Source organism: Candidatus Electronema sp. JM, from assembly GCF_048287415.1.
GTDB lineage: Bacteria > Desulfobacterota > Desulfobulbia > Desulfobulbales > Desulfobulbaceae > Electronema.
In genome coordinates, this window is sequence record NZ_JBLWEN010000033.1 from 1 (window position 1) to 13,109 (window position 13,109).

At 53.1% G+C, this 13,109-nt stretch carries 15 protein-coding genes; 14 read left to right on the forward strand and 1 reads right to left on the reverse strand.

Translation table 11 applies throughout. The features are described 5' to 3' along the window. Positions 1–308: 308 nt before the first annotated feature. From ACNKH6_RS06600 to ACNKH6_RS06660, 13 genes are all read left to right on the forward strand, one after another. Positions 309–1,532 (forward strand): glycosyltransferase family 4 protein, encoded by a 1,224-nt coding sequence (locus ACNKH6_RS06600; RefSeq protein ID WP_417914757.1) that lies wholly within the window; start codon positions 309–311, stop codon positions 1,530–1,532. Beyond that, a complete protein-coding gene (locus ACNKH6_RS06605; RefSeq protein ID WP_417914758.1) occupies positions 1,529–1,759 on the forward strand; it encodes an NAD-dependent epimerase/dehydratase family protein in 231 nt (76 codons plus the stop codon). The genes ACNKH6_RS06600 and ACNKH6_RS06605 overlap by 4 nt, the downstream gene beginning before the upstream one ends. Before the next feature lie 182 nt (positions 1,760–1,941). Continuing rightward, positions 1,942–2,448 (forward strand): hypothetical protein, encoded by a 507-nt coding sequence (locus ACNKH6_RS06610; RefSeq protein WP_417914759.1) that lies wholly within the window; start codon positions 1,942–1,944, stop codon positions 2,446–2,448. Position 2,449: 1 nt separating this feature from the next. Further along, positions 2,450–3,010, forward strand: a complete 561-nt coding sequence (locus ACNKH6_RS06615; protein WP_417914760.1) for a sugar transferase — start codon at positions 2,450–2,452, stop codon at positions 3,008–3,010. A 4-nt stretch (positions 3,011–3,014) separates the two neighbouring features. Further along, positions 3,015–3,464, forward strand: a complete 450-nt coding sequence (locus ACNKH6_RS06620; RefSeq protein WP_417914761.1) for a DUF29 domain-containing protein — start codon at positions 3,015–3,017, stop codon at positions 3,462–3,464. 94 nt (positions 3,465–3,558) lie between these two features. Then, entirely contained in the window at positions 3,559–3,951 is a 393-nt protein-coding gene (locus tag ACNKH6_RS06625) for a Uma2 family endonuclease (RefSeq protein WP_417914762.1), read from the forward strand. 2 nt (positions 3,952–3,953) lie between these two features. Further along, a complete protein-coding gene (locus ACNKH6_RS06630; RefSeq protein WP_417914763.1) occupies positions 3,954–5,792 on the forward strand; it encodes a polysaccharide biosynthesis protein in 1,839 nt (612 codons plus the stop codon). 13 nt (positions 5,793–5,805) lie between these two features. After that, positions 5,806–6,945 (forward strand): glycosyltransferase family 4 protein, encoded by a 1,140-nt coding sequence (locus tag ACNKH6_RS06635; protein ID WP_417914764.1) that lies wholly within the window; start codon positions 5,806–5,808, stop codon positions 6,943–6,945. A 12-nt stretch (positions 6,946–6,957) separates the two neighbouring features. Beyond that, complete coding sequence (locus tag ACNKH6_RS06640) at positions 6,958–9,018, forward strand: HAD family hydrolase (protein ID WP_417914765.1); 2,061 nt, start codon at positions 6,958–6,960, stop codon at positions 9,016–9,018. A 23-nt stretch (positions 9,019–9,041) separates the two neighbouring features. After that, positions 9,042–9,560 (forward strand): nitroreductase family protein, encoded by a 519-nt coding sequence (locus ACNKH6_RS06645; RefSeq protein ID WP_417914766.1) that lies wholly within the window; start codon positions 9,042–9,044, stop codon positions 9,558–9,560. 32 nt (positions 9,561–9,592) lie between these two features. Beyond that, positions 9,593–9,907, forward strand: a complete 315-nt coding sequence (locus ACNKH6_RS06650; protein WP_417914767.1) for a YggT family protein — start codon at positions 9,593–9,595, stop codon at positions 9,905–9,907. Positions 9,908–9,961: 54 nt separating this feature from the next. Next, a complete protein-coding gene (locus ACNKH6_RS06655; protein ID WP_417914768.1) occupies positions 9,962–10,303 on the forward strand; it encodes a DUF167 domain-containing protein in 342 nt (113 codons plus the stop codon). A 10-nt stretch (positions 10,304–10,313) separates the two neighbouring features. Further along, the gene (locus ACNKH6_RS06660) at positions 10,314–12,062 is read left to right on the forward strand and encodes a hypothetical protein (RefSeq protein ID WP_417914769.1); all 1,749 of its coding nucleotides are present in this window, start codon (positions 10,314–10,316) and stop codon (positions 12,060–12,062) included. 21 nt (positions 12,063–12,083) lie between these two features. On the opposite strand, the gene ACNKH6_RS06665 is transcribed toward ACNKH6_RS06660, so the two are convergent. Then, entirely contained in the window at positions 12,084–12,479 is a 396-nt protein-coding gene (locus tag ACNKH6_RS06665) for a rhodanese-related (seleno)protein (protein WP_417914770.1), read from the reverse strand. Between the two features lie 50 nt (positions 12,480–12,529). On the opposite strand from ACNKH6_RS06665, the gene ACNKH6_RS06670 reads away from it, so the two are divergent. After that, positions 12,530–13,063: a MogA/MoaB family molybdenum cofactor biosynthesis protein gene (locus ACNKH6_RS06670; RefSeq protein WP_417914771.1), complete on the forward strand. Its 534-nt coding sequence runs from the start codon at positions 12,530–12,532 to the stop codon at positions 13,061–13,063. Positions 13,064–13,109 lie beyond the last annotated feature (46 nt).

Genomic DNA, 13,109 nt, shown 5'->3' on the forward strand with positions numbered 1-13,109 from the left:
ATTCAGGAATTCCGCGCAGGCGGCGGCTGAACTGACTTTTTGAAAGCATGTCAGGAATATATCCATGCTCTTCAAGAAATTTGCAGCTTTTTTCATGACTGCCGGAGAAAAAAGCGGCGGCTGTCAGAGCTGCGGTCATGACCTCCGCTGTGCTCATCGCGCATTGCCGGCCGTCAAGCCAGCCTTCAGAAATTAAAAAATCATCGCATAAACAATAAAATGCTGTAATTTCGAGTTCCATGTCTTCCTCTGTGTGCGGTTATATTCGTGCTGGACAGCACGAAATATACATACTATAGCAAAATAAAATGAGAATTTTAATTCTGCATCACTATGCAGGCTCTCCACAACATGGCATGTCTTATCGCGTGTATTATTTAGCTCGTGAATGGGTCAAGGCTGGTCATTATGTTCATATATATGCAGCATCATTTTCTCATGTACGAACTGTTCAGCCAAAATTTTTAGGTAAAACTTTAACTGAAATAATTGATGGAATCTTCTATACATGGTACAAAACCCCTACATATACATGTAATGGTTTTAAGAGAGTAATTAATATACTTAGCTTTGCTTGGCAAACTTACGTCAATGCAAAAAAAATTGCTATTGAATCTAATCCTGATGTCGTTATTGCAGCGAGTACTCATTTATTAGACATACTTGCTGCACAGAAAATTAAAAAACAAACAAATGCTAAATTAATATTTGAAGTGCGCGATCTTTGGCCGCTTACTTTAATTGAATTAGGCAATATGCCTAAATGGCATCCTTTTATCATACTTATGAGGAAAGTTGAAAATTATGCTTATGAAAAAGCGGATAGCATAGTTACTGTTCTTCCAAAAGCAAAGTACTACATGGTATATAGAGGGATGCACCCATCTAAGTTTCATTATATACCTAACGGTATAGAAATATCTGAATGGGAAAAAGAGATATCTTTGCCTGATGAATTATTTTACTATTTAGATACAGTTAAAAAAATAAAAAAACCTATCATTGGCTATGCTGGTGCATATGGATTAGCTAATGATTTAGATCTATTGATAGATGTTGCTAAATTATGTCCGCAGGATTTTGAAGTTGTTTTAGTGGGCCATGGGCCAGAGCGTGATAGACTTGCAACTCGTATTCAACAGGAAAAAATTAAAAATGTTAAATTATTCCATGCTATTCCAAAATGTTGTATTCCTAATTTTTTAAAATCAATTGATATTACTTACATAAGCTTCTTACCAAAGCCTATTTACCGTTTTGGTATTTCTCCTAATAAGCTTATGGATTATATGATGTCAGGAAAACCGGTCGTTTGTGCGCTTCAAGCAGGCAATGATCCAGTAGCTGAAGCTGGATGCGGCATTACTGTTGCTCCTGGTGATGTTAATATGATTAGAAACGCCATATTAAAACTAATCTCGATGTCCCCTGATGATCGTGACGCAATGGGCAAACGTGGTAAAAAATTTATTCTAGAAAAACAGGTTTATCCAGTTCTCGCTCGGCGGTTTATAGACGTGATGGTGTCATGAATATTATTCTCACAGGTACAACAGGTTTTATCGGCTCTGCCCTACTCTCCACATTCAGCCAACAGTACCAAGTCCGGCCCATCACTCGTGCCGAAGCGGGAGACATACTTCCTGAAATCGATTGGACGCAGGCTCTCGACAATGTCGATATTGTAATTCATTTGGCAGCCATATCCACATCATGTCTGACTGTGTTTCTAATCCGCTCACAGAATTCCGCTTTGTGAATACCGCTGGCACTCTCAAGCTTGCCCGTCAAGCTGCTGCCGCAGGTGTCCGACGTTTTACTTTTCTCAGCTCAATTAAAGTCAACGGCGAATCTACTCCACCAAATAAGCCATTTACAATTTCTGATAGTTGAAATCCTAAAGATTTCTATGGAATTTCTAAATACGAAGCTAAACAAGGTTTGAAAGATATTTTTACACAAATCGGCATGGAGATTGTTATCATTCGTTCTTCATTAGTTTATAGTGCTGGTGTCAATGGAATTTTTTTAAGCATGATGCGATGCTTGTGCTTGCATAAGGGAGTTCCTCTGCCGCTCGACGCAGTTCACAATCAGCGCAGTCTTGTTGCGCTCGACAACCTCATAGATTTGATCACAATCTATATTGATCGTCCTGCGGCAGCAAATCAAACTTTTTTAGTCAGTGATGGTGAAGACTTATCCACCACTGAGCTGCTGCAACGTTTGGGAGCAGCACTTGGCAGGCCTGCCCGTCTGCTGCCAGTGCCCGTATCGTGGCTGCGAAAGGCGGCCTCTTTGCTGAGAAAAGAGGATATTGCTGTGCGGCTGCTTGGTTCTTTGCAGATAGATATGCGTAAAACGTGCGAACTGCTGAACTGGTCGCCGCCAGTGAGTGTGGACGAAGCCTTGCGAAAGACTGCTAAATCGTACCTGCAAGCGCAGTGAAATGATTCGACTGCTGGACATATTTTTTGCTGTTTTTGGTCTGCTGTTCGGTCTTCCATTGCTGCTTATTCTGACCGCCATCGGCTGGTTTGACACTGGTTCTCCCCTTTTATGCCAGAGACGGGTGGGACGTGGCCAACAACCGTTCACCTTAATCAAATTTCGCACCATGCGGATCGGCACAGCAGACGTGGCTACACATCTTGCCAGTGTCTCAGCCATCACCTCATTTGGTCATTTTTTGCGCCGCACTAAATTAGATGAGCTGCCGCAGCTTTGGAACGTCCTGAAAGGCGAGATGAGCCTTGTTGGCCCGCGTCCTTGCCTGCCTAATCAGCACGAATTGATTGCCGCCCGTGCCGCAGCCGGAGCTTTTACTGTGCGTCCAGGCATCACTGGCCTTGCCCAAGTGCAAGGAATTGACATGTCCGTTCCAGAGCGGCTTGCGCAAGTTGACGCGGAGATGATCAGCAGCATGAACTTGCGTTCATATTTCAAATACATTCTCCAAACGGTGCTGGGCAGCGGCAGCGGCGACCGGATCAGAATGGAACAGCCTTGACATCATGAATGAAGCCGCCTATGACCAAGACCTGTACACATGGTCATTGCAACAAGCGCAGATATTACGTGAACGAAAATTTGACCAAGCTGACTGGGAGCATATTATCGAGGAAATTGAAGACGTGAGCAAGTCTGAAAAGCGTGCCTTGCAATCCTTTATAGAAATTTTGCTTATGCACTTGCTGAAGTGGCAATATCAACCCGCTTACCAAGGGCGGAGCTGGAAATTCACCATCATTGAGCAACGCAAACGTATCATCGAACATCTGCAAGAAAATCCGGGGTTGAAGAATAAGTTGCCTGAGTTGATCAATAGGGCCTACGGCTATGCTGTGGCAGGTGCGATACGCGAGACAGGTTTAGCCACGGCTCATTTTCCATCAGATTGCCCGTGGACATTTGAAGTGTTCATGGATGAAGCCTTCTGGCCAGGATCGGATATCAATCCGTAAATATCAACAATGAACTGGCAAGAACTCTGCGCAGACCCGGCCCTGCAAAATCTTCCCTATAAAATGGAGCTGAATCAGCAGGGACAAATTATTTGTGAGTCCGGCAAGTGTCAGGCATGTGCTTTTTCAAGCGAAAATTATTGCCGTATTGAATCAGCTTTATCCTGATTTGATTATCGTTCCTAAATTTCCTGTCGAAACTGACGAAGATGTCAAAGTGGTTGATGTCGGGATGCTGACAGCAAACCAAGCGGAATTGCTAAAAAACAATGTGATGTCTTCCTTTTCTCCATTGCTTTGTGTGGAAGTGTTTTCCCCAAGCAACACCTTGGCGGAAATGCGTCAGAAAAGACGGTGTTATTTTGCCGCTGGCGCGGAGGAGTTCTGGCTGTGCAGTCAAGAGGGCGCAATCAAGTTTTATAATCAGCATGGCGAAATGAGTAGCTCCCGCTTGGTTGCAAACTTCCCCGCAGCAGTTGATCTGTAATTATGCCCAGCTTCCGCATCCTGATAATTTTTCTGCATGATCTCCTTGCTGCCGCTTTCGCATGGCTGCTTGCTTACTGGCTGCGGCTGAATCTTTCCCTGCCCCCGCAATATCTGGACAATGCCCTTGCCACCCTGTTCTGGGTGCTGCCGCTGCAAGTCGTCATATTCTGGCGGTTCAACCTCTATCGCGGTCTCTGGCGTTTTGCCAGCCTGCCTGATCTCCAGCGCATAGTTCTGGCCGCAGGCACCAGTGCCGTGCTAATCCCGCTGGCATTGTATCTCACCCGCTCTGGTGCCGTGGTGCCGCGCGCAGTGCTGGTTCTCTATCCCCTGCTGCTGATTCTGATCATGGGCGGCAGCCGGATAGCATATCGGATATGGAAAGAACAGCAGCTAACCGTCATGCTCCGCCCGGACAGCAAACCGGTGCTGGTGGCTGGCTCAGGCGAGACAGCAGATTCGCTGCTGCGCGAGCTGGCCCACAGCCCGGTGCCGCTGCATGCTGTTGGCCTGCTGGATGACAGCCCGGACAAGCAGGGGCGGTTAGTGCAGGGCATTCCGGTCTTAGGCAAATTGGAGGAAGCCGCAGTCTGGGCGAAAAAGATGGGAGCGCAGGACATCGTTTTGGCCTTGCCGTCCGCCGCGCATGGGGTGCGCCGCCGCATCACGCAGAGCTGCGCCGAGGCTGGATTGAACGTCCTCACTGTGCCGCCCTTGGAAGACATGGTTTCCGGCAAAGTGGCGGTGTCCAATCTGCGCCGGATTGAGCTGGACGACTTGCTGGGTCGTGATCCGGTGCAATTGGACAACAGCGGCCTGCATGAGCTGCTCGCCGGCCAGACCGTGCTGGTCACTGGCGCGGGCGGATCTATCGGCTCGGAGCTGTGCCGCCAGATCGCCCGTTTCAAGCCCGGCAGCTTGGTGCTGGTGGAACAGTCTGAGCTGGCCTTGTACGCAATGGAGCAGGAGCTGCCGCAGCGTTTTCCTGAACTGCGGCTTGCGCCGGTGATCGGCGATGTGAAGAATGCCGCCCGGATGAACCAGATCATGGCCGCGCACCGCCCAGCAGTGGTCTTTCATGCCGCCGCCTACAAGCACGTGCCGCTGATGGAGAACAGCAATGCGTGGGAGGCAGTGCGGAACAACGTGCTGGGCACTCAGACCGTGGCCGCAGCGGCCCAGGCGCACGGCGTGAGCAAATTCGTAATGATTTCAACCGACAAGGCGGTTAATCCCACCAACGTGATGGGCGCAACCAAACGGCTGGCCGAGATGGTCTGCCAAGCCTTGCAGCAGACAGGTGGCACTCGGTTTATTTCGGTGCGTTTCGGCAATGTGCTGGGTTCCTCCGGCAGCGTGATTCCCAAATTTCAGAAGCAGATTGCCGCAGGCGGCCCGGTGACGGTGACACACCCTGAAATCACCCGCTATTTCATGTCCATCCCTGAGGCCGCCCAGCTCGTGCTGCAAGCCGCCTTGATGGGGCAGGGCGGCGAAATTTTCGTCCTCGACATGGGCGAACCGGTCAAAATCGCCGAATTAGCCAAGCTGATGATCACGCTCTCCGGCGCGGAAGAGGACAGCATCAGCATTCAATACACCGGGCTGCGTCCGGGCGAGAAGCTCTATGAGGAGCTGCTGGCTGATGACGAGTCCACCCTGCCCACCCCGCACCCCAAACTGCGCGTGGCCAGAGCACGCCCGGCGGACATGAGCTGGCACACCGAATGCCTGACATGGATGGCCCAGCCCGGCCTGCGTGATGAACTGGAGGTCAAACGCCAGCTCAATATCTGGGTGCCGGAATACAAGCCGGATTTGCACGCATCGCATTCTTAACCACAGCCATTTGTTGAAGATCATTTTTTTTGCCGCTTCTGACAGTTTTTTGTATAATTTCTGTTTGGGGTTGGCCCGCTTTCTCCGCAGCCAAGGAGTTGAAGTGGTGATGATGTCATCTTGCGGAGAACACGGAGCCTTGTTGGAAGCAGAAGGATTCCGCTGGATACCTCTGCCGATGAAGCGGCGCAGCATTAATCCTTCAAAAGAATTCCGTCTTTTCAGATTTCTCCTAAATAGTTATAAGGAAGAAAGACCTGATGCTGTTCACAACTTTACGCTAAAAAGCGTGATTTATGGCGGACTGGCAGCTCAGTTGGCAGGGATTAGAGGTAGAATCAATACGTTACCTGGATTGGGATATGTATTTTCCAGCCAGTCCGTTTTAGCCCACGCACTCAGGCCGCTGCTGAAGGTGCTGTTGCGGCTGGCTTTGCGCGGTGACAGCAGCCGATTGATTGTGCAGAACCCTGACGACAGACAGTTATTTTTTGCCAATCGTTTGATATCGCCTGACAATATTTTCCTGATCAAAGGAGGGGCTGGATCAGGTGTGGACACCGCATATTTTTCTGCCGCAACACGACAGCGCGGAAAAAAATTCAAGGTGCTGCTGGCATCCCGCCTTCTTTGGGAAAAAGGTGTCGGCATTTATGCAGAAGCGGCTGAATTGCTGGCGCATCGGGCGGATGAAATTGAATTTCTGCTCGCTGGCGCACCTGATGCGGGAAATCCCGGATCAATCTCTGAAGATGATGTCAAACGATGGCAGAGTGCAGGACGATTGCGGCTGCTTGGTCATGTCAAGGACATGCGCAAGCTCTTCAATGAAGTTGATTTAGTTGTTTTGCCCAGTCATTATCGCGAAGGAGTGCCGCAAGTGCTGATTGAAGCAGCCTCCATGTCTCTTCCTCTTATCACCACGGATGCGCCGGGATGTCGGGAAATAGTGGCAGATGGAGTCAACGGTTTCTTAATTCCAATCAAGAATGCGCCTGCATTGGCAGACAAAATAGTGCATTTGCTTGATCACCCAGCACTGTGTGAGAAATTCGGCCAAGCTGGCCGGGAAAAGGTGCTGAAGGAATTTGCTCAACATCTCGTGCTGCGGCAGACTGAATCAGTTTACCGTTCTTTAGGGCTTGCTTTCTGAGCGACAAATTCAATGATAATCACGCAGCATCATTCCATCAGCACTCTGGTGCAGGAAGGCCGCGCCCTTGCCGCAGCAGCCGACACCGTCAGCTTTGATCTCTTCGACACCCTGCTGATCCGCCGCATCCATGACCCGGACATGGTCAAGCCTGCGGTGGCGCGGTATCTCAGCAGTCGGGCCGCACGCATGGGCATCAGCAAGACCTGGCCATATATTCTCAAGCTGCGCAACGCCTTTGAAAAAGAACAGCGGCAGGAGACCGGTCTGCGTTTCGCCGATCAGGAGGCGCGTTATCCCGACTACATGGGCCGGGTGATCGAGGCTGTGTTCGGCCCGCAGAACGATGACAGGCTGCTTCAGGAGTTGACGGACTACGAGCTGTCCTTGGAGAATGCTGTCCTGGTGCCCCGCGTTGAGCTGGCGGCCTGGCTGAAGGAATTGAAAACGCAGGGCAAGCGGCTGCTGATTGTCTCGGATATTTATCTGCCCGCCAGTCATCTGGAACGGTTAGTCGCGCACGCCGGGCTGCTGGAGCACGTTGACGCAGTTGTTTCCTCCGCAGACACCTTCTTGGCCAAGGCTTCCGGCATCGCCTTCCCGCTGCTCAAGGAACGCTTCGGCCTACGTTATGACCGCTGGCTGCATGTTGGCGACAATCCGATTTCCGATGGCCTGCGCCCGCAGGAGCACGGCATTACGGCCCTCGTCCTCCGCGACGGGCGGGAAAAGCTGCGCAAATCCTTGGCCAAACGCTACTGCGAATACTCCCTCAGCCAGCATTTTTACCGAGGCCGCGCTCTCCAGCAGCTCATGCTGCCGCTGGAGGCGGAAAATATTTCCCGTCATCCGCTCTATGTGCAGGGTTTCAACGTCTTTGCCCCGCTTTTCGCTGGCTTCATTCAGGGCGTGGCCGAGCACTGCCTGCGCTCGGATATCCGGCGCATTTATTTTTTCTCCCGCGAAGGCTGGCTCTTTGAGCAGATATGGAACGAGGTCGCGCCGCGTGTTTTCGCCGGAGCTGAACTGCCCAAGGTTTCGTATCTCTACGTCAGCCGTATGGCCTTGGCCCCGGCGAGCTGCGCCCATGCGGGCCTTGACCGCGAGCACGCGGATATTGTTTTTCTGCCTGCGGGCAACCGCGACTTCCGCGATGTCTGCCGGGTTTTCGGCTTGCAGGCGGAGCCGTTCACGCCGTATTTGGCCAAGCATGAGCTGACGCAGGAAACTGTGCTTTCTCCGGCGCATGAGGGCTTTCTCATGAAAAACCGCATCCGTTTCAATGAGATGCTGGAGGAAGAGGAAGGCTTTCAGGCCGAGGTGCGGCGGCAGACACTGCCCGCCAATCAGGCTCTACTGCGCTATTTGGAGGAGCAGGACTTTTTTCAGCAGACCGACGTTGCGCTCGTGGACATCGGCTGGCTCGGCACCATCCAGCGTTTCCTGCATCGGGCCATCGCCCACCGTAAGGACGCGCCCCGCTGTCACGGCCTGCTCTTCGGAGCCAGCCGGGGCATTCCTTACCCGGAAACTCCACGCAATCAGCTGCGCGGCATGGTTTATGACCGCGACCGCTTTGATGCCGCCGCCTCGGCCATGCTCGCCAACTTGGATTTGTTTGAGGAAATCTGCCGCGCTCCGCATCCGACCCTCAATGCCTACCGGCTGGCCGACAATGAAGCGGGCTATGAATTGGTCTTCCGCCGCAGCGATGACGCGGCGGCAAAGGCGGAGCAGGCGCACAGCGAGCAGTTCCGGCCCTTGCAGGAAGGCATTCTTGCTGGCGCGAAGCAGTACGGCACCGCAGCGGCCCTGCTCGGCTTCACCTTCGCCGAACTGAAGCCGTGGCTGAATTATCTGCTCCTCACCCGCCTCGCCTTCCCGAAGACCAGCGAAATCGAGGCGATCCGCCAGCAGCAGCATTTGGACGATTTTCACGGCCAGCATCAAACTCAAGTGCCGCTGACCGGCAATGGCCTTTGGGAGCGTTCCGCATTTGCCTTGCGCTGGCAGCCTTTCCTGCGCACCGAATTATTTTTTCGGCAAATCAGAATGCGGCTGAAAGGCTTTTAAAACAAAAAGACATGGAGGCTTTGATGGATATTTTTGAAGCGATTCACACCCGGCGGAGCATCAGGCAGTTTACTGGCGGAGAGGTCAGTGAGGAAAAAGTGCGGCAAATTCTGTCCGCCGCGATGTGCGCTCCATCCGCAGGCAACGCCCAGCCGTGGCAGTTTGTGGTGATCCGCGAACGTGCTCTGCTCGACCGCATCCCGGACATTCATCCTCATGCGCTGATGACCCGGCAGGCCTCACTGGGAATTTTAGTCTGCGGCGACCTGCGGCTGGAAAAATACAAAGGATTCTGGGTGCAAGACTGCTCTGCCGCCACGCAAAACCTGCTTTTGGCCGTGCACGGAGTTGGGCTGGGCGCAGTCTGGACAGGCGTTTATCCTGATGCAGGCCGGGTGAACAATTTTCGGCAGTTCTTCAGCTTGCCAGAGGAGATCGTGCCATTTTCTTTTGTGCCGGTTGGCCCGCCAGCGCAGCAGCTTGCCCGCAAAGATATTTTTCTGCCGGAACGGGTGCATCTGAACCTCTGGCAGCAAGGCTGATCTGCGTCTTCCATCTTCACTAGGCAACTTTTATGTTTATTCTCGGCAACTTTCTCGGTGCTCTGGCCAAGCTGATTAATTTGGTCTCTAACACCTATATCTGGATTGTGATCGCCAGATCGGTCATTTCTTGGGTCAATGCGGATCCGTACAATCCTGTAGTCCGTTTTCTGATGCAGATAACCGATCCGGTGCTGCATAAAATCCGCCGCTGGCTGCCGCCGATGGGCGGGCTTGATCTGAGTCCGCTGCTGCTGATCTTCGCCATCATTTTCCTCCAGAGCTTTCTGGTGCCGACCTTGCAACATTTCAGCCTGATGTTTTCGCCGGATATGGCCAGGTTTTAGAAAAAATTCATCATCCCCCTATCTTCAGCCGTGAAAATATGCTTCAATTGAGGCATGAAACCGCCGCAATCCGTTACTCCTGCTCTGCCCTGCCTGCAAGCTCGGTCTGACGGCAGCCTGTTGCTCCTGCTGCATGTCCAGCCCGGAGCAGCCCGCAGCGGGCTGGCAGGACTGCACGGCAATGCGCTCAAGCTGCGTTTGGCTGCGCCGCCTGTTGACGGCAAAGCGAATAAAGCGGCTGTTGATTTTATTGCAGAATTGCTGCGCCTTCCCAAGTCTGCCGTTGCCATCAGGAGCGGTCTCGCCAGCCGCGCCAAAACCCTCCTGCTGACCGGCATCACTGAACATGAAGCCCGCTCCCTCTTGGAGCAAAACCGAGGCAGCTTCTCCGGCTGAACCATCTGCGATGCTCAAACAACCGTCGCCCCGTCCGCGTCCTTCGAGAGTCCCTCCGCCCAAGGTTCCGCTGCCGCCGAAAAAGCCGCTGCCGGTCAAACCGAAACCGGTCGCTCCTGTCGGACCTGTCAGCAGCGTCAGCGAAATTTTCGTCGCCTTTCTCAGACTCTGTAAAGAACGGTTGCTCCGGCTGATAGCAGTGATGCTTCTGTCGGCGGCCACAAGTCTTCTGCTGCTGGGCGCACTTGGTTTAGGTGGACTTTTTTTTCTGTCAGGCATGGATATCGGTCACGTGCAGCAGCTCGTTGCAAGCGATGGCTTGGCGAAACTGCTCGCGGATCCTCAGGCACTACTTGGCCAACTGCCGCTGCTCGGCACATGCGGAGCCTTGGTTGTGGCAGGAATACTGTTTTGGTCGTGGTCTCACACATCCATGCTGGCCGCTGCGGTTGATGAGCACCACGGCATAATTGAATCCCTCTGCACCGGCTGGAAATATCTTTTTCCCATGCTGTGGGTGAATTTGTTGTTTGTTGGCATCACCATTTGCTGGATGATTGTGGTGTTATTTCTCGTTGCAACAGGAGGTGTTGCTCTGTCTGCATCGCTGTCGCAAGTCCATCTCCCGGATATCAGTGTTGCATCAGGAACAGTTCTGTCTTTTGGTGGAGTATTTCTTATCGGCGTGCTCGTGCTTCTGTTGACGAGCGTTGTTCCGCTCACCATGCTGTTCGGCTTTATTGTCATGATAGACGAAGGGCACACCAACATTGACGCGCTGTTGATCAGCCGGTTGTACGTGCGCGGTCATTGGTGGGATACCTTATTCAAAATATTCCTGTTCTCGTTGCTGCTGCTCTTGCTGTCCCTGCCATTCATGCTTCTGCCGTTTTTTGCGCCATTTCCGGGGCATCAAATTGTCGGATATGCTGTATCCCTTCTCAGTACTCCGCTCAATCTGCTGTATATGATGGCAATATACCGCGACCTGAAAAAAGCGGCAGGCAAGGTTGATCCTAATTCCTCTTTCCGCTGCCTGTGGGTGCTGATGGCAGCAGCGGGCATCTTGCTGCCCCTGTTGGCTGTAATCATCGCGGCATTGACCGGCGGGCCGAAGATGTTCAGCAGGAATCCACTGAAGCCCGCAGGCAGCAGCACAGCTCTATCTGCCACCGCCACCGCGCCTTCCGGTCTGCCACAGACAGCGGCCCCGGAGCTGCAACCTGCAGCTCCGCCCGCAGATCAGCCTGTGCTCTGGCGCGACCTGACGGGCGACACCAGCAATCCGCTGCTTGATATCCGCGAAGTCACTGCATTGGGCAAGCAAAATGAACTGACGCTCACCATCACCCTTGCTAAACCTTTAGCGGAATATTTCGCTGGCAAAGACCGAAAAGAGTATGCGCCGCTGGCCAGTTTTTATTTTGATGTAGACCACGACGAGAGCACCGGGGCTGCATTGCCCGGAGCGGCAGGACGGGGCGTTTATGATTTTGAGCTGAACATCCTCTTGGCCGCGCCTGCTGCTGCGCCGCAAGGCCGGGCGTATCCAAGCTTGTACGCCCTTGGCCCGCAGAAACGGCAATCGCTGGCCCCGCTTCCTGAAAGCGCGGCAGCCATTGACGGCAGCACACTGACCATTCGTCTTCCGTATGAACGACTTGATGCGGCAGCGGGCGGCAGGCTGCGCATCTGCTTCCGCGAGGCAGCGCAGGCAGAGGGTGGTTTGAGCAACGATCAGACCGTCCCCCTGAAATGAGGGGGGACAGAAGGGGCGGGCTTATCGTCTGGCTTCAACCGGATAGCCGCTGGCCTGCCATTCTTTCCAGCCGCCGTCAAGCGCATAAACACGGGTGAAGCCTCTGGCGGTCAGCTCCCGCGCCACCTTGCCGCTGCTGCCCAAGCCGTTGCAGGCGCAATACACGGCGATGGTTTTGTCATGCGGCAGACTGTATGCCCACTGATCAATTTCATCTTTCGGCACCCAGTGCGCTCCGGGTATTTGAAACTGGCTGGTTTCCCATTGATTTCGCGCTCTGGCATCAAGTATAAGCAAATCCGGCGAGCCAAGCCGGATTTGCAGCTCGTCCTTGTTCATGATTTTCACATCAGCCGCAGAGGCCGGAAGCAGCCCGGCGGCAATGACCAATATCAGCGCAAACAAAATGCTCCTCATCTTTTTTCTCCTTTTTGGGTAAAATAACAGAATGCGGCATTGTGCCGCCCATGCTGCATGATATGCAAGAATTTGACCGATTGCCAAGGAATAAACAACGGAGCTGCGGCATCCTCACCCTGAGCGACAAAGGCGCACGCGGCGAGCGGCAGGATACGTCTGGCCCGCTGCTCCACGAATTGCTGAACGCGCAGGGATTTTTCGTGACTGCCTATGAAATTCTGCCTGATCAGGAAGAACTGATTGCGGCGAAGCTGACCGTTTGGGCTGACGAGCTGCGGCTTGACCTGATCGTGACCACCGGCGGCACCGGAGTTTCTCCCAGCGACAGAACCCCGGAAGCCACCCGCCGGGTGATTGAGCGGGAAATTCCCGGCCTTGGCGAGGCGATGCGGGCCGCCAGCCTGCAAAAAACGCCGCAGGCTGTCTGGTCGCGGGGTATTGCCGGGCTGCGCGGGCAGACGCTGATCATCAATCTGCCGGGCAGCGCGAAGGCGGCGAAAGAAAATCTGGAAACCGTGCTGCCCGCGCTGGCGCACGGGATCGAAAAAATTCAGGGCAGCACGACGGACTGCGGAGGCTGATCAAATAAACGGTCACATATGCAAAAAAAGCTTCCTTGACAAAAAA

What these genes read in the sequence shown, in the direction of transcription:
- ACNKH6_RS06600 (WP_417914757.1), top strand. Translation starts at nt 309, where the DNA reads ATGAGAATTTTAATTCTGCATCACTATGCAGGCTCTCCACAACATGGC.
- ACNKH6_RS06605 (WP_417914758.1), top strand. Translation starts at nt 1,529, where the DNA reads ATGAATATTATTCTCACAGGTACAACAGGTTTTATCGGCTCTGCCCTA.
- ACNKH6_RS06615 (WP_417914760.1), top strand. Translation starts at nt 2,450, where the DNA reads ATGATTCGACTGCTGGACATATTTTTTGCTGTTTTTGGTCTGCTGTTC.
- ACNKH6_RS06620 (WP_417914761.1), top strand. Translation starts at nt 3,015, where the DNA reads ATGAATGAAGCCGCCTATGACCAAGACCTGTACACATGGTCATTGCAA.
- ACNKH6_RS06630 (WP_417914763.1), top strand. Translation starts at nt 3,954, where the DNA reads ATGCCCAGCTTCCGCATCCTGATAATTTTTCTGCATGATCTCCTTGCT.
- ACNKH6_RS06640 (WP_417914765.1), top strand. Translation starts at nt 6,958, where the DNA reads ATGATAATCACGCAGCATCATTCCATCAGCACTCTGGTGCAGGAAGGC.
- ACNKH6_RS06645 (WP_417914766.1), top strand. Translation starts at nt 9,042, where the DNA reads ATGGATATTTTTGAAGCGATTCACACCCGGCGGAGCATCAGGCAGTTT.
- ACNKH6_RS06650 (WP_417914767.1), top strand. Translation starts at nt 9,593, where the DNA reads ATGTTTATTCTCGGCAACTTTCTCGGTGCTCTGGCCAAGCTGATTAAT.
- ACNKH6_RS06655 (WP_417914768.1), top strand. Translation starts at nt 9,962, where the DNA reads ATGAAACCGCCGCAATCCGTTACTCCTGCTCTGCCCTGCCTGCAAGCT.
- ACNKH6_RS06660 (WP_417914769.1), top strand. Translation starts at nt 10,314, where the DNA reads ATGCTCAAACAACCGTCGCCCCGTCCGCGTCCTTCGAGAGTCCCTCCG.
- ACNKH6_RS06665 (WP_417914770.1), bottom strand. Translation starts at nt 12,479, where the DNA reads ATGAGGAGCATTTTGTTTGCGCTGATATTGGTCATTGCCGCCGGGCTG.
- ACNKH6_RS06670 (WP_417914771.1), top strand. Translation starts at nt 12,530, where the DNA reads ATGCTGCATGATATGCAAGAATTTGACCGATTGCCAAGGAATAAACAA.